This is a genomic window from Thiobacillus sp. SCUT-2 (assembly GCF_035621355.1).
Lineage (GTDB): Bacteria > Pseudomonadota > Gammaproteobacteria > Burkholderiales > Thiobacillaceae > Thiobacillus > Thiobacillus sedimenti.
Genome location: NZ_CP141769.1, coordinates 791,502 through 812,837, shown reverse-complemented (window position 1 = coordinate 812,837; position 21,336 = coordinate 791,502). Strand labels below are relative to the sequence as shown.

Here is a 21,336-nt window from a genome sequence, read left to right as displayed (position 1 = left end):
TGCAGAATGCCGCAGACTGCCTTTCAATCTCCTTACACGCAGCCCGGGAATGCGCATCCTGCTGACCGAAGACGATCCCGCGCTTGCCGACCTGCTGGTGCGCGCCTGCACCCAGGCCGGCTACCGCGTCGACCAGGTCAGCGACGGCGTCGCCGCCGATCTTGCGCTGACGACCGAAACCTACGACGCGCTCATACTCGACCTGGGCCTGCCGCGGATGGACGGCCTGCATGTGCTGAAGCGGCTGCGCCAGCGCGGGAGCCGCCTGCCGGTCATGATCCTGACCGCGCGCGACGCGATCGCCGACCGCGTGGCCGGACTCGACAGCGGCGCCGACGACTACCTCTCCAAGCCTTTCGCCGTCGCCGAACTGCAGGCCCGCCTGCGCGCGCTCGTCCGCCGAAACCAGGGCGGCCCCGCGTCGTCGTGCCTGAGCCTGGGATCGTTGCGCTATGACACGACAAGCAGGCAGGTCTTCCTCGGCGACCAGGAAATCGAACTGTCCAGCCGCGAGCGGGAGATCCTGTCCAGCCTGCTGCACAAGGCCGGCAAGGTACTCTCCAAGCAGGCACTGGCCGCCTCGATCTCGACCTGGGAAGCGAGCGTCGGGTCGAACGCGGTCGAGGTCTACGTCCACCGCTTGCGCAAGAAGCTGGAGCCGGCGGGCATCGTCATCCGCACCGTCCGCGGCCTCGGCTACGTGATCGAGTCATCCGATGAGCCGTCCGCCTGAACGCCGCCGCGGCGAACCCACGCTGACCCGCGCCCTCCTGGGATGGCTGATCCTGCCGCTCGTCGTCGCGCTCGCCGTCAGCGCCTACAGCACCTACCGGAACGCCAACCAGCTCGCGCAGACGGAGCGCGACCTCGTTCTCGAAGGCATCACGGACGACCTGAAGGAATATGTCTCCAGCACGCTCGAAAGCCGCCAGCCGCTCGACCCCGGCGCGCTGACGATCAGCCTGCTCATCGGTGACGCCCGCGATCGGCGCTATTTCGCCGTGTACGACGGCAGCGGCAGGCTGCTCGCCGGCGACCGGCGCCTGCGGCGCCTGGCGGACGACCGCATCGACGCCCCGCGCACCGTGTACGACGATCTCGTGCTGGACGGCCGGACCGTGCGGCGCGCCGTGCTGCGGGACAACGAGGACATGCCGGGATTCGAAATCCAGGTCGCGGAGACCACGGTGAGGCGCGAGCGGCTCGCCCTGCATCTGCTGCGAGGCGTGCTCGTGCCGCAGGCCATCGTGATCCTGCTGTCGATTCCGCTCATCTGGTTCGGCATCAGCCGCGGCCTGCACCCGCTCGAACTGCTGCGCCGCCGCATCTCCGGCCGCTCCGCCCAGGATCTCGACGCGATCCCGGTCGACCACACGCCGCGCGAACTGCTGCCGGTCGTCTCCGCCCTCAACGACCTGCTGCTGCGCTTCAAGGCCGTGCAGCAGGAGCAGCGCCGCTTCATCGCCGATGCCGCGCATCAGATCAAAACGCCGCTGGCAGTGCTGACCGCCGAGATCGACCTGGCCCTGTCCGACAAGGGCTGCACCTGTGCCCAGCCGACCTACGCGCGGCTGCAGGCGGCCGTCTCCCGCCTGACCCATCTGGTCGGCCAGCTGCTGGCGCTCGCGCACTCGGAATCCGATGCCGACCGGGCGCATGCGCCGTTCGATCTCGCGGAAGTCGCGCGTGACGTGACCGGGGAGTTTCTCCCGGCTGCCGCGCGCAAGCGGATCGACCTCGGCTTCGAAGGGCCGGAGCATGCGATCCCCGTCCGCGGCAACGTGGTGCTGGTCCGCGAGGCGATGAAGAACCTGGTCGACAACGCGCTCAAGTTCGCGCCGGAAGGGGGCACCGTCACCGCCTCGGTTCGCTCGGGGCCGCCGGTTTTTGCCGTGGCCGACAGCGGGCCCGGCATCCCGGACGCGGAGCTGCCGCTGATCTTCCAGCGCTTCCACCGGGCGGCCGACAGCAATACGACCGAAGGCAGCGGGCTGGGGCTGGCGATCGTCCAGGAGGTCGCGCGCAAGCACGGCGCGGTGGTCACGGCAGGCCGAAGTGCGCTGGGCGGCGCGCTGTTCGAGTTCCGCTTCGAAGACGAGGCTGTAAGCCAACCGTAATCCTCGGTGCGGAAACTGCACCGCGTTTCCAGCCGACCTCCACGAACCGCCTTGAACGCCCCCGCCGATCGCGCGGCAGCACGCCGCACCTTTTCCTACGTCCTGCTCTTCTGCCTCGTCTGGTGGGGCATCTTCGCCGCCACGCGCCACTACCTGGACGGCGCCGACATGGTGGAAAACTACGCCTGGGGCATGGAGTGGCAGTGGGGCACCAACAAGCATCCGCCGCTGTTCGGCTGGATCACGGCGGCCTGGTTCAAGGTCCTTCCCGTCGGCGACAACGCCTATTACCTGCTGAACCAGCTCAACCTCGCGATCGCGCTGGGCCTGCTCGCACTCGCGATGCGGCGCGTCCTGCCCTGGCACAAGGTGCTGATCGCGCTGGTACTGACCTCGCTGGGTAGCCATTTCGGCCCCGACAGCGGCTTCAAGTACAACGCCAACACGGCCCTCCTGCCCTTCGTCGCCGGGTTCACGTGGAGCCTGCTGCGTGCGGTCGAACGGGGCCGGGCGGGCTGGTTCGTGCTGGCGGGCTTCTTCGCGGCCGCCGCACTGCTCACCAAGTATTACGCGCTGGTCATGTTCGCGGCGATCTGGCTCGCCGTGCTGCTCACCCTGCGCCCGCCCCCCGCACCCTTGCTCAAGGGCACCGTCCTCGCCGGCGCGGTGGCGCTGCTGCTGGTGTCGCCCCACCTCGCCTGGTCGGTCGAGCACGGCTGGCCGACGCTCCAGTACATGCACGCGGCGCACGAGCACGGCGGCATCGCGGCTTACGCCATCGCCCTCGCGGGCGTGCTGGGGTTCGCTGCGCTCCCCGTCCTGGCATGGGCGGGCTGTCTCGTCCGGCTGCCTTCGTCGCCCGTCGACGACGCGCGCGTGCCGCGGCTGGGCCTGGGCATCCTCGCCCTGAGCGTGGTGTTCACCGTCCTCGCCTCCACGCTGCAGCAGGTCAGTCCCGTCTCCTCCTGGCTGATTCCCGCGCTCCTGTTCGTGGGCTGGGCGCTGGTCGACCTCACGCCGGCGCGCTTCGATACGCGTGCGCTCGCCGGCCGGGTCTATCGCGTCGGCCTCGCCTGTCTGGCACTGGCCATCGCGGGCGGCGTGTGGTGGGAACGGCATTACCGTGCCTATCCCGCCCCGCCCGCGTACGCCCTTCCCCAGCGCATCGCGGAAGACGCGACGCGCCTGTACCGCGATGCGTACGGGCAGCCGGTCGAATTTGCCGCCGGCACCTTTCCGCTGCCCTACATCCTGAGCTTCTATTCGCCCGATCATCCGCACGGGCTCTACGGATTCGACCTCGGCGGCACCGACCTCGCGCAATCCCCGTGGATCGACGCCCGTGCACTACGGGTCGGCAACAAGATCGCGGTGTGCGGAACGCTTCAGTTCGCCAAGGCCGACGACCATGCCTGCCCGGCCGCCGCACGCGCCCTGTTCGGCCCGCCGGACCAGACCCGCGGGCTGCTCTACTCCGTGTACGACCCCAAGACCCGCCGCCTCGACCGACAGCGCTACGACGTGCTGATGTGGAAGCCGCACGAGAAGCCTTGATGGGCTGCCGGCGCCGCGCCGGGGCCACGGACGGCCGGGGCCGCCTCAAGTAGAATGGTGCGCTTCCCGACACCCGCCCCTGCACCGTGCCCGCCCAGCTCACTCCCGCCAACCACGATCGCGACAGCGCGGGGATGACCTACGTCTATCCCGTCATTTCGCGCCGGGCAGGGGGCGTCTCGGTCGGCGTGAACCTCAATCCCAACAATGCGTGCAACTGGGCCTGCGTGTATTGCCAGGTTCCGGACCTCACCCGCGGCAGTGCACCGGACATCGACCTCGCCCAGCTGGAAGCCGAACTGCGTGCGCTTCTCGGCGAGATCCTGCACGGCGATTTCATGCAGACGCGCGTCCCCGAAGATGCGCGGCGGCTGAACGACATCGCGCTGTCGGGCAACGGCGAGCCGACCAGCGCCAGGGCCTTTCCCGAGGTCATCGAACTCATCGGCCGGGTGATGGCCGACTTCGATCTCGTCGGCCGCATCAAGCTGGTCCTGATCACCAACGGCAGCCTCGCCGACCGCCCGCGCGTCCAGGAGGGGCTGCGACGGATGGCCGACCTGAACGGCGAAGTATGGTTCAAGTTCGACAGCGCGACCGCGAACGGCATGCGCAGCGTGAACCAGACGCGCATTCCGCCCGAGCGGCATTTCGAGCGGCTCGCCGTGGCTGCGCAGCTCTGCCCGACGTGGCTGCAGACCTGCGTGTTCGCCCTCGACGGCGCCCCGCCGTCCGCCGCCGAGCAGGCCGCCTACCTGGACGCGGTGGCGCGCATCCGGCAGCGGCAGTTGCCGATCAAGGGCGTGCTGCTGTACGGACTCGCGCGACCCTCGATGCAGCCGCAGGCCGCGCGGCTCTCCGCACTGCCCGCGGCCTGGCTCGAGGCCTTCGCCGAACAGATCCGCGCCGCCGGCCTGCCGGTCAGGGTGTCGCCATGATCCACGGCATCGGCACCGACCTCCTCGATGCGCAGCGGATCCGCCAAGGCCTCGACCGCTTCGGCGAGCCGTATGCCGAGCGCATCCTCGCGCCGGCCGAGCAGGCCCGCTACCGTTCCAGTTCCGATCCGGCGCGTTTTCTCGCCAAATGCTTTGCTGCCAAGGAGGCCTTCGCGAAGGCCGCCGGGACCGGCTTGCGCGCCCCCGTCACGCTGCGCAACATCGCGGTGTTGCGCGACCCCCACGGCAAGCCCGTGATCGAGTGCGCGCCCGAACTCGCCGAATGGCTGGCGGTGCGCGGCATCACGGCGCACCATGTCTCGCTGTCGGACGAAGGCGACCTGGTGCTCGCCTACGTCGTGCTGGAGCGCGCCCCGCTTCCGGAGGGCACCGCGTGACGCCTCATTTCAGAAAGGAGCCATCATGACGCTGGGCCCCCTGATGCTCGATGTCGCGGGCACGGAACTGACCGACGACGACCGCCGCCGCCTCGCCCATCCGCTGGTCGGCGGCGTCATCCTGTTTTCCCGCAACTACCGCGATCCCGCGCAGCTCGCCGCGCTGACCGCCGAGATCCACGCGCTCAAGCCGGCCCCGCTGCTGATCGGCGTCGACCACGAAGGCGGCCGCGTCCAGCGCTTTCGCGAGGGATTCACGCGCCTGCCGCCGATGCGCGCCTTCGGCCAGATCTGGAATGCCCACCCGCAGCGCGCCCGCGAGCTGGCGCGCGAAACCGGCTACGTGCTGGCGAGCGAACTGCGCGCGCACGGCATCGATTTCAGCTTCGCGCCGGTGCTCGACCTCGATTACGGCGCCTCCTCGGTGATCGGCGACCGCGCCTTCCACGCCGACCCGCACGCCGTGTTCCAGCTCGGACAGGCGGTGATGCTGGGAATGAAGGATGCCGGCATGGCCGCCTGCGGCAAGCACTTCCCCGGCCACGGCTACGTCGTCGCCGATTCGCACGTGGACATCCCGGTCGATGCACGCACGCTGGCCGACATCGCCATCGCCGACCTGGTGCCGTTCCGCCTGATGATCGAGGCAGGGCTCGCCGCCGTGATGCCGGCCCACGTGATCTACCCGCAGGTCGACGCCCGGCCCGCGGGCTTCTCGCGCGTCTGGCTGCAGAAGGTGCTGCGCCAGCAGCTCGGATTCGACGGCGCGGTGTTCAGCGACGACCTCTGCATGGCCGGCGCCGCCGTCGCCGGCGGCGTGGTCGAACGGGTCGCGGCGGCGCTCGAGGCGGGCTGCGACATGGCGCTCGTGTGCAACCGTCCCGATCTCGCGGACGAGGTCCTGGCGCGGCTCGACGTCGACTGGCCGGCGCCCGCGCGCGCGCGGCTGGCACGCATGCACGGCCACCCCCACCCGCCCGCGATGACCCGGCTGCGCGAGTCGGCGCGCTATGTCAACGCGCTGCATCACATCGCCGGGCTGGGCCAGGACAGCGCCGACCTGAACCTGCAGGTCGATCCGACGGACTACTGTGGGCGCGCATAGCCACCCTAATGAGGGCGCAGGACATCATCACGCCCATCACCACCATGCCGGCGACAACGGCAAGCTGATCGCCGCGCTGCTCCTCACGCTGGCCTTCGCCGGCGTGGAAGCGCTGGCGGGGTGGTGGGCCGGCTCGCTGGCACTGCTCTCCGACGCGGCCCACATGCTCACCGACGCGTCGGCGCTGGGGCTTGCGGCGGCCGCGGCCTGGCTGGCGCGGCGCCCGCCGTCGCTGCGGCATTCCTACGGCCTCGCCCGCGCCGAGGTGCTGGCTGCGCTGTTCAACAGCCTGATGATGCTGGTGCTGATCGGCTTCATCGTGCACGAAGCGATCGACCGTTTCTATGCACCACGCGAAATCGCCGGCGGCGCGGTCATCGGCGTCGCCGCGCTGGGGCTCGCCGTCAACCTGCTCGTCGCGTGGATCCTCAGCCGCGGCGAGCATTCGCTGAACAGCCGCGCGGCGCTGCTGCACGTGCTCGGCGACGCCCTCGGCTCGGTGGCGGCGATCAGCGCCGGCGTCGTCATCGTCACGACGGGCTGGGCGCCGATCGACCCGCTGCTGTCGCTGGTGGTCTCCGCGCTCATCCTCGTCTCCGCGCTGCGCCTGACGCGCGAGGTCGTGCACGTGCTGATGGAAGGCGTGCCCGGCCACGTCCGGCTCGACGCCGTCGGCCGCGATCTGGCCGCGCTGGACGGCGTGCTGCGCGTGCACGACCTGCACGTGTGGACGCTGTCTTCCGGCAGCATTGCGCTGTCGGCACACCTCGACGTGCGCGACCTTGCCGACTGGCCGCACGTGCTCGCCGACGCGCGCGAACTGCTGGCCGCGCGCCACGGAATCCGCCATGTGACCCTGCAGCCGGAACCTTTGGCGGTAGCGCCAATGGTGCGCAGCACGTATTCGCGAACGTCCCGCTGAGGATCAGCACGCGGATCGCACGATGCAGGCACTTGATTATACAAATGCGAATCGTTATTATTAAAATAACATCGTTTCACTGAGTCGTCCGCCATGGGCGCCCGGACCGGCATCCAAGGACCCCCATGAGCCTGCCCCTCGACCAACTCCCCGACCTTCAGCCCTGCACGGTGCTGCGCATCGTCCCGCCCGCCAATGCGCCCGAATGGCACGACTGGCTCGAGGAGATCGGCTTCCTCCCCGGCGAGCGCCTGATGGTGATGACCCGCGCGCTCCCCGGCGGCGACCCGCTGATGGTGCGGGTCGGCTCCTCGACCTTCGCCCTGCGGCGCGTCGAAGCCGCCTGCGTGCAGGTGACGGTCGAGCCCGCGCCGGGCGGGACGGGCGCATGAAGCAGGCCGTCGTCCACGTCCACCGCGGCGGCCCGCTGCTCGCGCTGGTCGGCAACCCCAACTGCGGCAAGACCGCGCTGTTCAACCGGCTCACCGGCAGTCACCAGAAGGTCGCCAACTACGCCGGCGTCACCGTCGAGCGCAAGGAAGGCAAACTCGTCACCCCGGCCGGCAAGCACTTGCGCGTGCTCGACCTGCCGGGCACCTACAGCCTGAATCCGCGTTCGCCCGACGAGAAGGTGACCTGCGACGTCCTCACCGGCCATGCCGAAGGCGAGAAGCGCCCCGACCTGGTGGTGTGCGTGGTCGACGCCACCAACCTGCGGCGCAACCTGCGCCTGGTGCTGGCCGTGAAACGGCTGGGCCTGCCCTGCGTGGTGGCGCTCAACATGACCGATCTCGCCGCGCAGAGCGGCATCCGCGTCGACGGCGCCGCCTTGTCGGCCGCGCTCGGCCTGCCCGTCGTCAACACCGTCGCGGTGGATGCGGACGGCGCCGCCGCGCTCCTCACCCAGCTCGACCGGCCGGACACCTGGCAACGGACGACGCCCATCGGCGAGCGCGTGTCCGGCGCCGACAACATCGAGGCCGACCACGAGACGGTGCGCCGTATCCTGCAGGGCCTGGGCCTGGACAAGGCGATTCCGCACCTCGCCAGCGACCGCATCGACCGCGTCGTGCTGCATCCGCTCGCCGGCCCGCCGCTGCTGGCGGTGATCCTGTTCCTGATCTTCCAGGCGGTGTTCGCGTGGGCCGAGACGCCGATGAACTGGATCGAGGCCGCCACCGAATGGCTGGGCCATGCGGTCGGCGGCCTGCTGCCGGCGGGCTGGCTGCAAAGCCTGATCGTCGACGGCGTGATCGCGGGTGCGGGCGGCGTGGTCGTGTTCCTGCCGCAGATCATCATCCTGTTCTTCTTCATCCTGATGCTGGAGGAATCCGGCTACCTGCCGCGCGCCGCCTTCCTGCTCGACCGCCTGATGGGCGGCGTCGGGCTCTCGGGGCGCTCGTTCATCCCGCTCTTGTCGAGCTTCGCCTGCGCGATCCCGGGCATCATGGCGGCGCGCACGATCACCAACACGCGCGACCGCCTGGTCACCATCATGATCGCCCCGATGATGACCTGCTCGGCGCGGCTGCCGGTGTATGCGCTGCTGATCGGTGCCTTCGTCCCGCAGCGCACGCTATGGGGCGGGCTCCAGTTGCAGGGCCTGGTCCTGTTCTGCCTCTATGTCGCGGGCATCGTCGGGGCGCTGGTCGTCGCCTGGCTGCTCAAGCGCTTCACCGCGCGGACCCTGATGCATCCGCTGATGATGGAACTGCCGACCTACCACTGGCCGCGGCTGCGCAACATCGCGCTCGGCCTGTGGCAACGGGTCAAGATCTTCCTGCGCCGCGTCGGCGGCATCATCCTCGGCCTGACCGTCCTGCTGTGGTTCCTCGCCAGCTTCCCCACCCCGCCGGCGGGCGCGACGGGCGCACCGATCGAATACAGCCTCGCCGGCATGCTCGGGCGCGCCCTCGCGGTCGTGTTCGAGCCGATCGGCTTCAACTGGCAGATCAGCGTCTCGCTGGTGCCCGGCATGGCCGCGCGCGAAGTCGTGGTCGGCGCGCTCGGCACGGTCTACGCGCTGTCGGCGACCGGCGACGACACCGCAAGGGCGCTGGCCCCGCTGATCTCGCACAGCTGGAGCCTGGCCACCGCCCTGTCCCTGCTGGCCTGGTTCGTGTTCGCCCCGCAGTGCCTCGCGACGCTTGCCACCGTCAAGCGCGAGACCGGCGGCTGGCGCATGCCGCTGATCATGGTCACCTACCTGTTCGGCCTCGCCTACCTGGCCTCGTTCGTCACCTACCACGCCGCCCTGGCGCTCGGCTGGGGATGACCGACGCGGCGCCCCCGCGCGCGTACAATGAACGCCCCCGCCGTGGGGCGTTTTCGTTTCCGCCGATGCATTTCGATCCCGACTGCCGCGCCTGCCCGCGCCTGGCCACCTTTCTCGACGCCGTGCGCGTCAAGCACCCCGACTATCACGCCCGTCCGGTGCCGCCATTCGGCGACCCCGCGGCCCGGTTGCTGATCGTCGGGCTCGCGCCCGGCATGCACGGCGCCAACCGCAGCGGCCGCCCCTTCACCGGCGACTACGCCGGCATCCTGCTGTACGAGACCCTGCACAAGTTCGGCTACGCCAGCGCGCCCGCTTCTGTCGCGGTCGACGACGGCCTCGTGCTCACCGGCTGCCGCATCACCAACGCGGTCAAATGCCTGCCGCCGGCCAACAAGCCCGAGCCCGGCGAGATCCGCGCGTGCAACGGCTTCCTCGCCGCCGAGCTCGCCGGCCTGCCCGCCGGCGCGACCCTGCTCGCGCTCGGCCAGATCGCCCACCAGGCGGTGCTGCGCGCGCTCGGGCTCAAGCTCAGGGATTATCCCTTCGCGCACGCCAGCGACCACCGCCTACCCGGCGGCTTGCGGCTCGTCAGCAGCTACCACTGCTCCCGCTACAATACCCAGACGCGCCGCCTCACCCCCGAGATGTTCGAGGCGGTGTTCCGGCAAATCCAACGCAAGGACTGACCATGCCCGTCGTCACTATCAAGCTCGCCGGCACGCTCACCCGCGAGCAGAAGAAGAAGGTCGCCGAGGAAATCACCGCGACGCCGGAGCGCCACGCGAACAAGCCGGCCTCGTACACCTACATCGCGTTCGAGGAACTACCCGACGAGAACTGGGCGATCGCCGGCAAGCTGCTGGACGAAGACTGAGTCTTGGCCGTCGACAAGGATTTCCTCGCCTCGCTGCCCACCCTGCCCGGCGTCTATCGCATGATCGACGCGGAGGGCGCGGTGCTCTACGTCGGCAAGGCGAAGGACCTCAGGAAGCGCGTCTCCAGCTACTTCCAGAAGACCGACCAGAGCCCGCGCATCCAGCTCATGCTGCGGAGCGTCGACCGCATCGACACCACGGTCACGCGCACCGAGGCCGAGGCGCTGCTGCTGGAGAACAACCTGATCAAGGGGCTGAAGCCGCGCTTCAACATCCTGTTCCGCGACGACAAGTCCTACCCCTACCTGCTGCTGACCGGCCATCGCTTTCCGCGGCTGGCCTATTTCCGCGGCACGCCGAAAAAGACCGACCAGGCGTTCGGCCCCTACCCCAACAGCTACGCGGTGCGCGAAAGCATCCAGCTGCTGCAGAAGGTGTTCCTGCTGCGCACCTGCGAGGACACGGTGTTCGCCAACCGCTCGCGCCCCTGCCTGCTGCACCAGATCAAGCGCTGCACCGCGCCTTGCGTCGAGCTCGTCACGGAGGACGCCTACGCGCGCGACGTCGCCGAGGCCGCCCAGCTCTTGAAAGGCGAGGCCAACGCGCTGACCGAACAGCTCACGGCGCAGATGAATGCCGCCGCCGCGTCACTGGACTTCGAGACCGCGGCCTTCCTGCGCGACCGCCTGCGCATGCTGGCGACCGTGCGCGAGAAGCAGTTCGTCGACACCACGGGAAGCGACGCCGATGCCGACGTGGTCGCGGTGGCCGAAGCCGGCGGCGTGATCGCGGTCAACCTCACGATGATCCGCGGCGGACGCCACCTGGGCGACCGCAGCTTCTTCCCCCAGCACGGCGAAGGGGCGAGCCCCGCGGAAGCGCTCGAGGCCTTCCTGCTGCAGCACTACCTCGAGCACCCGGTTCCGGCACGCATCTTCGTCAGCGAGGCGATCGAGACCGATGCGCTGGAGGCGCTGCTCAGCGAGCAGGCCGGCCGGAAGGTCAGCGTGCAGCACCGCGCGACCGGCGAGCGCCGCGTGTGGGTCACGATGGCCCAGGCCAACGCCCGCCTGTCGGCCGAGCGCCGCAGCGCCGACCGCACGCACCAGTCGCAGCGCCTCGCCGCCCTGCGCGACACGCTCGAACTGCCGGCGCTGAATCGCATCGAGTGCTTCGACATCTCGCACACCATGGGCGAGGCGACGGTGGCGTCGTGCGTCGTCTACGAGGGCGACGACATGAAGAAGTCCGACTACCGCCGCTACAACATCGGCGGCATCACGCCGGGCGACGACTATGCCGCGATGCACGCCGCGCTGATCAAGCGCTTCCACCGAAGCGTCGAGGAGAACGGCGTGCTGCCGGACCTGCTGCTGATCGACGGCGGCAAGGGCCAGGTCGCGATGGCCGTCGACGCCATGGCCGAGCTGGGGCTGGGCGAGGTGCTGCTGCTCGGCGTCGCCAAGGGCGAGGCACGCAAGCCCGGCCTGGAGACCCTGATCTTCGCCGACGGCCGCGAACTCAGGCTCGCCAAGGACCACCCGGGCTTCCACCTGATCCAGCAGATCCGCGACGAGGCCCACCGTTTCGCCATCACCGGCCACCGCGCCAAGCGCGGCAAGGCACGCGTGCAGTCGACGCTGGAGGACATTCCCGGCATCGGCCCCAAGCGGCGCAAGCAGCTGCTGGAACACTTCGGCGGCCTGCAGGGCGTGCGCAATGCCGGCGTCGACGCGCTTGCCACGGTGAACGGTATCAGCCGAGAATTGGCGGAAACCATCTACAACGCCCTCCACTGAACCGAACCGATGCCGCTCAACGTCCCCAACCTGCTCACCTGGCTGCGCATCGTCCTCATTCCGCTGATGGCGGGCGTGTTCTATCTGCCCGACGGCTGGCTCGCACCGTCCGAGGCCAACCTGCTCGCTGCAGCCTTCTTCGGCGTCGCCGCGGTCACCGACTGGCTGGACGGCTATCTGGCCCGCGCACTCGGCCAGACCTCGGCCTTCGGCGCCTTCCTCGACCCGGTCGCCGACAAGCTGATGGTGGCCGCCGCACTGATTGTGCTGATCGACCTCGATCGCGTCGCGCCGCTGATCGCGCTCATCATCATCGGCCGCGAGATCACCATCTCCGCGCTGCGCGAGTGGATGGCCAAGGCGGGCAAGTCGGCCAGCGTCGCGGTCTCCTTCGTCGGCAAGCTGAAGACGACCGCGCAGATGATCGCCATCGTGCTGCTGCTGTACTTCGAACCCGTCGCCGGCGTGCCGGTCTCGACCATCGGCAGCGTGCTGATCTGGATCGCCGCCGTGCTCACGCTGGTGTCGATGGTGTACTACCTCGTGATGGCGGCACGCGCGCTGCAAAAATCCTGAGAAAAATTGCCTCGGGCTGTTGACAGAAAAAAGCGGAATCCCCATAATGCGCAGCCTTCAACGCGGGAATAGCTCAGCTGGTAGAGCGCAACCTTGCCAAGGTTGAGGTCGCGAGTTCGAACCTCGTTTCCCGCTCCAGCATTCCGGGGAAAACGGTCAAACGTTTTCCCCTTTTCGCTTAAGCTGTGGCTTTGCCTTTTCATGGCGCGGTAGCAAAGCGGTTATGCACCGGATTGCAAATCCGTGTAGGTCGGTTCGACTCCGGCCCGCGCCTCCAGATTCCTCGGGCGGCCGTCCGCTTCGCCCGGATGGTGAAATTGGTAGACACAAGGGACTTAAAATCCCTCGCCAGCGATGGCGTGCGGGTTCGATTCCCGCTCCGGGCACCATCCAAAATCAAGCACTTACAGAAATCCCTTGCATGCGGAACGCCAAGGGATATCATGGCCGTGTCCAATTCGTGTCCAGTCGACAATGGCCACCATCACCAAACTCCCGTCCGGCGCCTATAGAGTACGCATCCGACGTGTCGGCGTGCCCCTGATAACGCGGACCTTCCCAACGAAGAAGGCGGCGGAACGCTGGTCGGATGAGCAGGAGGCGGCTCTAGGCGGAGCGGTGGCCCTGCCGCTGGCCATACGCGAGTACCGCGAAGCCAAGAACTTGACCCTTCGAGACCTGTTCACTCGATATTTCAGCTCCTGGAACCACTCCAAGAAGGCGGAGACGACTAGGAAAGGTGAACTGACCAAGAGCAAGCCTGTAATCCTCCATCTTGGCGACTATTCCATCGTCCATATCAACTCCGCGCTGATTGCGGCCTACCGCGATACCCGGATGAGTTCCATTGGACACCGGGGCAAGCCTCTATCTGGGGACCAGGTAAGACTTGAAATGGCCTTGCTGTGCACAGTGATGAGCCTCGCCGCAGGGGAATGGTCGCTGATACCGAGCAATCCTTGCCGGGGTGTCAGCAAGCCATCCGGGGTCGAGCGCAAGCGTCGCTTGAGTGAAGAAGAGGAAAGGCGCCTCCGTGTGGCCCTGTATGCCCGGAGCGATCAGAAGCGCCTTACTAGATTCGTTCTCACCGCTTTCTACACGGGCATGCGAGCGGGTGAAATCGCCAAGCTGGAAAAGCGGTCGCTGAAGCTCGACAAGAAACAGATTGTTCTTGAGTCGACGAAGAACAGCGAATCGAGATTGATTCCGCTGTCGGATGAAATGTGCTCCGTCTTGCGGCACGCACTGGCCGACTCCCCGGCGGACTCGCCTTACATCTTCACCTCCCGCTCGCGAGCGGGCGGCGCCTACGTCCCCTTCTCGTATTCCAGTGCTTGGCGAGAAACCCTGAAGGCGGCCGGCATCGAGAATCTGAGGTTTCACGACCTGCGCCACGAGTTCGTGAGCCGGCTATTCGAGAAAACCCAGCTATCCGACGGCCAAATCGCCGCCCTTAGCGGCCATAAATCCCCGCAGGCATTGTGGCGCTACAAGCACCTGCGCAGCGAGCAAATGCGCCCGGTAATCGAGTCACACGCATTGGAGCTGGTGCAGCGGGACGTCATGCAGGAGGTCGAGGACGAAATTCACAAGGCCATGACGGACGCGCTTACTGCCGAGAGCCCGGACTGGGAGTGGATTCAGCGGGTTCTCGGGAAACGGACGGCGAACAAGCTACGGAAATTGCCAGGGCTACCGTCAGACCCGGTGAAAGCGAAGCAATTAACCAAGAACGCAAAGGGAACAAGGCATGAGACCCCCAGCGTCACCAAGCTGGGAACCAAGCCCCTATCCAAATAGCGGGCTGGCTACGTAAAATGGCGGACACTCTGTCGACCGAGGAACGCAGCCGCCGGATGGCCTTGGTGCGCTCGACCGACACGGGGCCTGAGATGCGAGTCCGCCGCCTGCTTCACGGCATGGGCTATCGGTACAGGCTGCATCGCCGTGACTTGCCAGGTACGCCCGATTTGGTGTTCCCCGGGCGGCGGGCTGTCGTATTGGTACACGGCTGCTTCTGGCACCGGCACGAGGGTTGCGCGCTTGCGCGCTTACCAAAGTCGCGCAAGGAGTTCTGGGTGCCCAAGCTGGAAGGCAATAAAGCCCGGGACGCGCGCAAGGTGGCGGCATTGCAGGACGCCGGGTGGCGAGTGTTTGTTGTGTGGGAATGCGAAACAAAGAACCTGGACGCGCTGGCGGTTAGACTCCGGCGTTTCCTTGAGGGGGAAGAAAACCAATGATGAAATGCGTCGAGTTGTTCGCCGGGGCCGGGGGCCTAGCAATGGGCGTGGGCCTTGCCGGCTTCAAGCCCGCGGTAGTGGCCGAGTGGGACCGCTGGGCCTGCGACACCATCCGCGAGAACAGCAAACGCGCTTACCCCCTTGTCGCCGACTGGAACGTGTATGAGGGAGACGTGCGCGAGTTCGATTGGGAAAGCGCCGGCGCGGACATCGACCTCGTGGCGGGCGGCCCCCCGTGCCAGCCCTTCTCGATGGGCGGAAAACATAAGGCGCATGACGATAACCGGGATATGTTCCCCTCGACAGTCGATGTCGTTCGTCGGTTGAGACCCCGCGCCTTCATCGTTGAGAACGTCAAAGGGCTGACTCGCTCGACCTTCGCCAACTATTACCAATACATCCTCCTGCAACTGACATTCCCCGAAATCGTCCGCCGCAAGCGCGAGGACTGGCTGGACCATTTTCGGCGCCTCCAGCGGGAGAAGGCATCGGGCAAGGCGGTAGGAAAGGGACTTACCTACAACGTCCTGCCAACCCTCGTGAATGCCGCTGACTATGGCGTCCCCCAGCGGCGGGAGCGCGTCTTTATCGTTGGTTTCCGTTCCGACCTTGGTGTCGAGTGGTCCTTCCCCCGCGCGACCCATAGCCTTGACGCACTTTTGTATGACCAATGGGTCACGGGAGAGTATTGGCGGCGCCATGGCATGCGCGCTCCTGCCATGCCCGAGAAATACGCCGCACGGGTCCGCCGGCTCGCGAGCGATCCGGCTGCGCCGGATACGCTTCCATGGCGCACGGTAAGGGATGCATTGATTGGTTTGCCAAACCCCGAGAAGCGGTCCAACAGGCACATCCCCGACCATCGCTTCCAGCCTGGAGCGCGGACATACCCCGGCCACACGGGCAGCCCTTTCGACATGCCGGCCAAGACCCTAAAAGCCGGAGACCATGGCGTCCCCGGCGGGGAGAACATGCTGGTGAAGGACGACGGCAGCGTTCGCTATTTCACCATCCGCGAGTCGGCCCGCTTGCAGACCTTTCCAGACGGATACCGCTTCCACGGCTCCTGGACCGAGACCATGAGGCAACTCGGAAACGCGGTGCCCGTGATGTTGGCGCGCACGGTGGCCTCTAGCGTCGCCGAGCGGCTGATTCTCGCGCAAGCCCGCGACCTCGCCCGCGAAATCCAACGGGCCAGGAACGTCGCATGACCGCCGACATCATTCCGTTCAACCCGCTCGACAGGAAAAACCTCGGAGCCTCCGTCGCTGAAGCCCTGCTATCCCAAGCGGTCCATCCACTTGGCGCGCTGCCCGACTTTAATGGAGCGGGCATTTACGCCCTCTACTACACTGGCAACCTCCAGCCTTACGCCGAGCTTGCAAAGCGCAACAAGGACAATAAGTTTGCGGCTCCAATATACGTCGGCAAGGCTATCCCCGAAGGCGCCCGAAAAGGGGGTGGCGTAGGCGCGGGCAACAACGGGAAGCACCTGATGAAGCGCCTTAAAGAGCATGCCAAGAGCATCAATCAGGCCGAGAATCTGGACATTGCCGACTTCTACTGTCGCTTCCTGGTTGTCGAGGATATCTGGATACCGCTGGGTGAATCTCTTCTCATTGCCCGCTATGCACCCGTCTGGAACTCCATCGGTGAAGGCTTCGGAAGCCATACACCAGGCAAAGGCCGTTTTGAGGGAATGAAACCGCGCTGGGACACTCTGCATCCTGGCAGGCCGTGGGCAGTGAAATGCAAGGAACGCCCGGAGACCGCCGAGGACGTTGCACGGGACGTGGAAAACCACCTACGCACCATGGTGTTCCCGGCCTCGGACAGGTTCATCGGGACAGATACGTAACCGACACGTCAATCGTCCCAACCGCCAAACCCACTATCACCACCCCAGCTGTCGTTATGCCAGCCGGTGTCCACAGAACTGCCACCCCAGGTGTGCTTATCCGCTCCATAGGGATTGCCCTCGATATCCACGCCCCCGCAACCGCCAGCCATCGGCAGCCCGTTGGCGGGGTTAATGCAGCTTTCGTGCTGAATACCGCCGTGCCGATCCTCGGCACGGTTTCCAAACCCCAACCACTGCCATACGTCACCCCAAAAGTTCATAAACGCTCTCCATTTCGACCGGATTCCAAGATTCCGAGCCCCCTGCCTTCCGGCCTCGGCGTTAGGGGGTGGCTGTTTATGTGCTGCCGTCTTTCCTGAGTTCTTCGCCCGGAACGCGACAGGACCAAGCCACTAAGCCAAACCGCCAGGGGCACCACCGAAGCCGCAGCCCAGCAGGGACCGGGTGACGGGGTGCACGGAGTGCCAGACCCTTGCGGCATGGCGGGGTTGGACCAAGTTGCCGGCATCAGCGCAGAACGAGGGAAAAGCGATGGCCATAGTCGTAACCGCGACGGGGACGACCTAGCTGCGAAGCCGAGGCTCGGCACGGTCTGGCCACAGTCCGTGCCATCAGGCGAGTCAGCGAACGCCGTCGAGCGAAGCTGGACGGGGTGGGGAGCCGCGCCACCCAAGCCGAGGGTGAAACCATCGCCGCGTGGTGAGCGTGGGGCCAGGGCGTTCAGCCCGCAGCCCGCCAGGGTGCCTCCCCGCCCAAGCGGGGACGCCCTGGGGTTGGGGGAGCCGCCGTCAGAATCGGGCGTCCCAGCCCGAGGCAGGAACCGCCCACGGTGCCGATGACGCGCGGGGGCTTGCCCGCGCCCCATGCCGAAAGGCGTGGGAAACCCAGTTCAGCGCAAGTCGAAGACGACGCGCCGGAGGCGGCAGCCGGAGCCCGCGCCAAGGGCCCGGGGGGAGTGGGTTTCCCACGCGTTGAGGGACACGCTCGGCGAGTCAGGAAAGGCATGGGGCGCCCCTGGTCTTGGGACACGTGCGGTGTTCAGACGCACGAGCCGCCGAGCATGCGTCCAGCATGCGGGTAGGTGGTGGTGGCCTTGGTCGGTTTTGTTCCTATTCGCCCTCGCTGTTCGCCCCGTGGCGCACGGGGAGCAGAACGGCAAGGCCGTAGCTATATGAGGTATGTCCACTACGGAGTTACCTCATGAAAGCTAAAGACGGTCGTGCTCTCGCCAGAAAGAACGAGTCCAATATCCTGCGCGCCCTTCATCGATTTGGTTGGCTGCGGAGTCGGGACCTCGCGGTCCTCGTCTGGCGGTCATGGCGCAGCCAGCCGCCAAAAGCTGGCCCCAGCCTTACGCCATTGGAGCCGACCGCTTCCAGCCTGCGTATGGCACAGCGAACCATCCGCCGGCTGCGTGACAAGCGCATCGTGCTATGCGCGCAAGCTCCAGACGGGGGGGTGATATATGGGCTTGCGGAAAGCGGTGCCAGGCTGCTCCAGCGACTGGGGGTCCCGGCAAAATCCGGCAAGGACATGATGAGACGCTATAGCAGCCAGCACTATCTGCACCGCTGCATCGCCAACGAGTTGGCGATCAGCGCCATCGTCGACGGCTTCCGAGTTGCAACTGAACGCGAGATTGCGCAAGGCCTTTGGCTTGGTGGGTCATCTGGTGTATTCGGCAAGCGCCCCGACGCCCTGGTCCGGGATGGTCGTAGGGCATTCTGGATTGAGGTCGAGCGCAGCCGACGCAATCAGGCTGACTACCAAAAGCTCCTGGATTGGCTGAAACGGATATGGACTGGTAACGGCAACATCTGGCAGCCCGCCCCGTTAACTGACGGGGTAGAGCTTGCGCGAGTGGTGTTCATCTGCACCCCAACCTTTGCCAGTCGCCTAAAGGAGGACCTAAAGCACCTTGGATGGTCCGACGAGTTAATTGACCACCGCGTTTCGTTTGAGTCGTTGCTATACAGTTTCAAGGCAATTTCATTTTTTTGAGTTAGGAGCGGGGCAGGCCGGACCGCTCGACAATTTTGCTTATTCAGACCGCGGCATAAATCAACGCCGTGGCAGCCCGGGGCCGGTTCCCCGGGCTTTTTTATTGCCCTGCCGTTCTCGTTTGAACAGCGGTGGCTATACAGGTCATGAGTTCGCATGGCCTGTTCCCTACCCCATACGCCCCCGCGCCCACGGAAGTCCTGCTAGAAGGCCTTCCTGATGAGTTGCGCGTACACGCAAGCGCGCTCCTGGCGGATATCGCCAGCGCCTATAAGCAGCGTCGGGATGCCTTACCAATATTCGGGCGGCTTTCCCCGTCGGAGGCGGCGCCCTTTGCACCAGCAGCAAGGTTGCTCCAGGGCCGATATGGCAGCCTGCAAGAAAGGGTCGGCCAGCACGTCCTTCGGACGCTGCACGAGCAGCAGGAACGGGATGAGCACGCGGCCGTTGCCCGCATTGCCGAAGCGGTCCAGGTGGCTGGGAAACGGCACCTCCGCTGGAATGAGACCGACATCCGCGACGCGGCCGAGGTATTGGCCGAGCGATGCAACACGCCGGCTTGGGGCGACGAGCAAATCCTCCGGGTTTCTCAACATTGGCTCGGCGTCCCGTTTGAGGTCCCGGGCAAAACCGCGAAAGCCAAGCGCGCCAGGCTTCAAACGCCTAGGTGGTGGCGCAGAACCATCCGCCGCATCATTATGCGGGCAGTTGAAAACGCGCACCTCTTGGCTGGGATGGTTGGCAGAGGGCGAATGAAGTATGCGAGTAACCACGCGGTAAGGGTGCGCCAGCAAAACTTGGCGAGACAAGACGAGTGGCTCAAAAACACGACCGCCGAGCGAGTGGATGCCGCCACGGGAGAAGTCATTTGCAAGCCCCTTCCTACCCGGGAGGCAGCCACCAAGGCCAAGCTCGCGGAATTTTGGGCGTGGTGCGCGGGGGTGCAGGCCTTGGCGCAGGCTGACGGCCTAGAAATGGCAATGCTCACCCTGACCCTAGAGCCAAGTTTTCACCCGGCCCCGGCGATTGGGAAAACCTCCTGGGATGGCACGACGCCAGACCTGGCCAACAGAGAAATAGGCCGTAGATGGGCGCAAATACGGGCCTCCCTGGCTAAGCAAGATATTACGCTCAGTGGATTCCGGGCCGCCGAACCGCACGGGGACGGATGTCCACACTGGCATTTATTTCTGATATATCGGCCAGACATACGGGCCACCGTTCTGGCGGAGACCCTTAAGGTATTCCCGGGCAAAATCGCTCTTCGCATCCGCGACCATCAAGGCGAGGACCACCGCTGCATCTTCGGCGATCCCGAAGATGCGCTTACCGGTACCTGGCGACCGGCGCTCGGGAATGAGGGAACTCAGGCCGAACTCGCTGTGATTAATACGGCTCACGCCTCCATAGCCGCATACGTAACGAAATACGTCATCAAACAGAGCGAGGATGACCGAGCCGGCGCTTGGCGCTCGACGTGGGGAATTCGCGGAATCCAATGGTTTGGCATACGCAGCGCGCTCACCAAGTGGCGGGAGCTTCGCCGACTCTCGACGGCTCCCCCGGGTGAACTGGCGTCTAGTCTTTGGCAGGCTGCCACCACTAAGGACGCCGCCGCCTTCTTGCGCCTGCTCGGCGGCCTAGCCGCCGGTGGTGGGAAAACAGCGCCATCCCAACCACTCATGGCGCACACCAGGACGGCTTATGGCGAGGATGGCGCCAGGCTCGTGGGCTATTTGCTGGGAGGCGAACCTGCCATCACGCGGCCACATGAATGGAAGCTTATGACCCACCGGCCACCCCCCGCGCCCACGGTTACAGTTAAACAAATTTATCCAAGTAAACCGAAAAACCCGGTCGAGGGGGAGCATAATCGGCCCCGCCCTGAAGGGCGCGTGCCGAAAAAGGCGGTAAATCGGCGCCAGAAGGTTGTCAAGAGGGTCGACAAAGGAAAAGCAGTCTTCCCCATGTCCAAAAAATGTCCAATTTAAACAATAGGATGCCCAATATCGTGTCCAGTTGTGTTGAATTTTCGTTTTTCTTCAATGGGTTGCGAGTCCGCTTTAGGACTTAAAATCCCTCGCCAGCGATGGCGTACCGGTTCGATTCCGGTTCCGGGCACCACCTTCCAGTTCGCCGGCCCGAGTGGTATAATTTTTGCGGTTTTTTAATGACGATGGGCGGTTCGCCCATTTTTTATTTGTGCCAAACCACGGCACGCCAATGGATTTGCGATGATGGATCTGTCCGCCCGCCTGGAACCCGTGCTAGCCGGCCTTGGCTACGAGCTGGTGATGCTGGAGCGTGCCGGGCGCGGCCTGATCCGGATCTTCATCGACAAGCCGGGCGGCATCACGATCGACGATTGCGTCGCGGTGAGCAACCACCTGACGCATCTGTTCACGGTCGAGAACATCGACTACGACAGGCTCGAGGTGTCCTCGCCCGGACTCGACCGGCCGCTGGTCAAGCCGCAGGATTACGCGCGCTTCGCCGGCCAGCCGGTGACGCTGAAGCTGCGGGTGCCGATGGACAACCGGCGCCGCCTGAGCGGCCAGCTCATCGGTCTGGAAGCGGATGTGGTGAAGGTGATCGTCGACGGCACCGAAGTGTCGGTCGACCTGAGAAATGTGGACGTGGCCCGGCTGAAACCGATGGTTTGAGCGGCAGGC

General features: G+C 66.1%; 21 protein-coding genes and 3 tRNA genes. 23 read left to right on the top strand and 1 reads right to left on the bottom strand.

Going from position 1 to position 21,336, the window contains the following annotated elements:
* Nucleotides 1-49 precede the first annotated feature (49 nt).
* The 20 genes from VA613_RS03955 (at nucleotide 50) to VA613_RS03860 (ending at nucleotide 16,660) form a co-directional block, all read left to right on the top strand.
* Complete coding sequence (locus VA613_RS03955) at nucleotides 50-733, top strand: response regulator transcription factor (protein ID WP_324780560.1); 684 nt, start codon at nucleotides 50-52, stop codon at nucleotides 731-733.
* Nucleotides 717-2,117, top strand: coding sequence for a sensor histidine kinase (locus VA613_RS03950; protein ID WP_324780559.1), 1,401 nt, complete (start codon nucleotides 717-719; stop codon nucleotides 2,115-2,117). Before VA613_RS03955 ends, VA613_RS03950 begins: the two co-directional genes overlap by 17 nt.
* 51 nt (nucleotides 2,118-2,168) lie before the next feature.
* Complete coding sequence (locus VA613_RS03945) at nucleotides 2,169-3,671, top strand: glycosyltransferase family 39 protein (protein ID WP_324780558.1); 1,503 nt, start codon at nucleotides 2,169-2,171, stop codon at nucleotides 3,669-3,671.
* 134 nt (nucleotides 3,672-3,805) lie between these two features.
* Nucleotides 3,806-4,609: a radical SAM protein gene (locus tag VA613_RS03940; protein WP_324781216.1), complete on the top strand. Its 804-nt coding sequence runs from the start codon at nucleotides 3,806-3,808 to the stop codon at nucleotides 4,607-4,609.
* Complete coding sequence (acpS, locus tag VA613_RS03935; protein ID WP_324780557.1) at nucleotides 4,606-5,007, top strand: holo-ACP synthase; 402 nt, start codon at nucleotides 4,606-4,608, stop codon at nucleotides 5,005-5,007. Before VA613_RS03940 ends, acpS begins: the two co-directional genes overlap by 4 nt.
* Nucleotides 5,008-5,032: 25 nt before the next feature.
* Nucleotides 5,033-6,112, top strand: a complete 1,080-nt coding sequence (gene nagZ / locus VA613_RS03930) for a beta-N-acetylhexosaminidase (RefSeq protein WP_324780556.1) — start codon at nucleotides 5,033-5,035, stop codon at nucleotides 6,110-6,112.
* Nucleotides 6,099-7,034, top strand: coding sequence for a cation diffusion facilitator family transporter (locus VA613_RS03925; protein ID WP_324780555.1), 936 nt, complete (start codon nucleotides 6,099-6,101; stop codon nucleotides 7,032-7,034). The genes nagZ and VA613_RS03925 overlap by 14 nt, the downstream gene beginning before the upstream one ends.
* Nucleotides 7,035-7,159: 125 nt before the next feature.
* Nucleotides 7,160-7,426 carry a FeoA family protein gene (locus VA613_RS03920; protein ID WP_324780554.1) on the top strand — a complete coding sequence of 89 codons (267 nt, stop codon included), beginning with the start codon at nucleotides 7,160-7,162 and terminating at the stop codon, nucleotides 7,424-7,426.
* Entirely contained in the window at nucleotides 7,423-9,309 is a 1,887-nt protein-coding gene (gene feoB, locus VA613_RS03915) for a ferrous iron transporter B (protein ID WP_324780553.1), read from the top strand. Before VA613_RS03920 ends, feoB begins: the two co-directional genes overlap by 4 nt.
* A gap of 65 nt (nucleotides 9,310-9,374) precedes the next feature.
* The gene (locus tag VA613_RS03910) at nucleotides 9,375-9,998 is read left to right on the top strand and encodes a uracil-DNA glycosylase (protein ID WP_324780552.1); all 624 of its coding nucleotides are present in this window, start codon (nucleotides 9,375-9,377) and stop codon (nucleotides 9,996-9,998) included.
* A gap of 2 nt (nucleotides 9,999-10,000) precedes the next feature.
* The gene (locus tag VA613_RS03905) at nucleotides 10,001-10,186 is read left to right on the top strand and encodes a tautomerase family protein (RefSeq protein ID WP_324780551.1); all 186 of its coding nucleotides are present in this window, start codon (nucleotides 10,001-10,003) and stop codon (nucleotides 10,184-10,186) included.
* Between the two features lie 3 nt (nucleotides 10,187-10,189).
* Complete coding sequence (gene uvrC / locus VA613_RS03900) at nucleotides 10,190-11,986, top strand: excinuclease ABC subunit UvrC (protein ID WP_324780550.1); 1,797 nt, start codon at nucleotides 10,190-10,192, stop codon at nucleotides 11,984-11,986.
* 9 nt (nucleotides 11,987-11,995) lie between these two features.
* Nucleotides 11,996-12,562 carry a CDP-diacylglycerol--glycerol-3-phosphate 3-phosphatidyltransferase gene (gene pgsA, locus VA613_RS03895; protein WP_324780549.1) on the top strand — a complete coding sequence of 189 codons (567 nt, stop codon included), beginning with the start codon at nucleotides 11,996-11,998 and terminating at the stop codon, nucleotides 12,560-12,562.
* A 62-nt stretch (nucleotides 12,563-12,624) separates the two neighbouring features.
* Nucleotides 12,625-12,700: transfer RNA gene (locus VA613_RS03890), tRNA-Gly, on the top strand.
* A gap of 65 nt (nucleotides 12,701-12,765) precedes the next feature.
* Nucleotides 12,766-12,839 (top strand) — tRNA-Cys (locus VA613_RS03885).
* A gap of 25 nt (nucleotides 12,840-12,864) precedes the next feature.
* Nucleotides 12,865-12,951: transfer RNA gene (locus tag VA613_RS03880), tRNA-Leu, on the top strand.
* 85 nt (nucleotides 12,952-13,036) lie between these two features.
* A complete protein-coding gene (locus VA613_RS03875; RefSeq protein ID WP_324780548.1) occupies nucleotides 13,037-14,362 on the top strand; it encodes a site-specific integrase in 1,326 nt (441 codons plus the stop codon).
* A gap of 17 nt (nucleotides 14,363-14,379) precedes the next feature.
* Entirely contained in the window at nucleotides 14,380-14,802 is a 423-nt protein-coding gene (locus VA613_RS03870; protein ID WP_324780547.1) for a very short patch repair endonuclease, read from the top strand.
* On the top strand, nucleotides 14,799-16,013 hold the full coding sequence (locus VA613_RS03865) for a DNA cytosine methyltransferase (protein ID WP_324780546.1): 1,215 nt from the start codon (nucleotides 14,799-14,801) through the stop codon (nucleotides 16,011-16,013). The genes VA613_RS03870 and VA613_RS03865 overlap by 4 nt, the downstream gene beginning before the upstream one ends.
* Nucleotides 16,010-16,660: an Eco29kI family restriction endonuclease gene (locus VA613_RS03860; protein WP_324780545.1), complete on the top strand. Its 651-nt coding sequence runs from the start codon at nucleotides 16,010-16,012 to the stop codon at nucleotides 16,658-16,660. The genes VA613_RS03865 and VA613_RS03860 overlap by 4 nt, the downstream gene beginning before the upstream one ends.
* 8 nt (nucleotides 16,661-16,668) lie before the next feature.
* Here VA613_RS03860 and VA613_RS03855 read toward each other — a convergent pair whose 3' ends face one another.
* Nucleotides 16,669-16,923: a hypothetical protein gene (locus tag VA613_RS03855; RefSeq protein ID WP_324780544.1), complete on the bottom strand. Its 255-nt coding sequence runs from the start codon at nucleotides 16,921-16,923 to the stop codon at nucleotides 16,669-16,671.
* Between the two features lie 940 nt (nucleotides 16,924-17,863).
* Here VA613_RS03855 and VA613_RS03850 point away from each other — a divergent pair.
* The 3 genes from VA613_RS03850 (at nucleotide 17,864) to rimP (ending at nucleotide 21,327) form a co-directional block, all read left to right on the top strand.
* Nucleotides 17,864-18,664, top strand: coding sequence for a replication-relaxation family protein (locus tag VA613_RS03850; RefSeq protein WP_324780543.1), 801 nt, complete (start codon nucleotides 17,864-17,866; stop codon nucleotides 18,662-18,664).
* Nucleotides 18,665-18,810: 146 nt separating this feature from the next.
* On the top strand, nucleotides 18,811-20,655 hold the full coding sequence (locus VA613_RS03845) for a replication endonuclease (RefSeq protein WP_324780542.1): 1,845 nt from the start codon (nucleotides 18,811-18,813) through the stop codon (nucleotides 20,653-20,655).
* Between the two features lie 246 nt (nucleotides 20,656-20,901).
* A complete protein-coding gene (rimP, locus tag VA613_RS03840) occupies nucleotides 20,902-21,327 on the top strand; it encodes a ribosome maturation factor RimP (RefSeq protein WP_407702879.1) in 426 nt (141 codons plus the stop codon).
* Nucleotides 21,328-21,336: the final 9 nt, after the last annotated feature.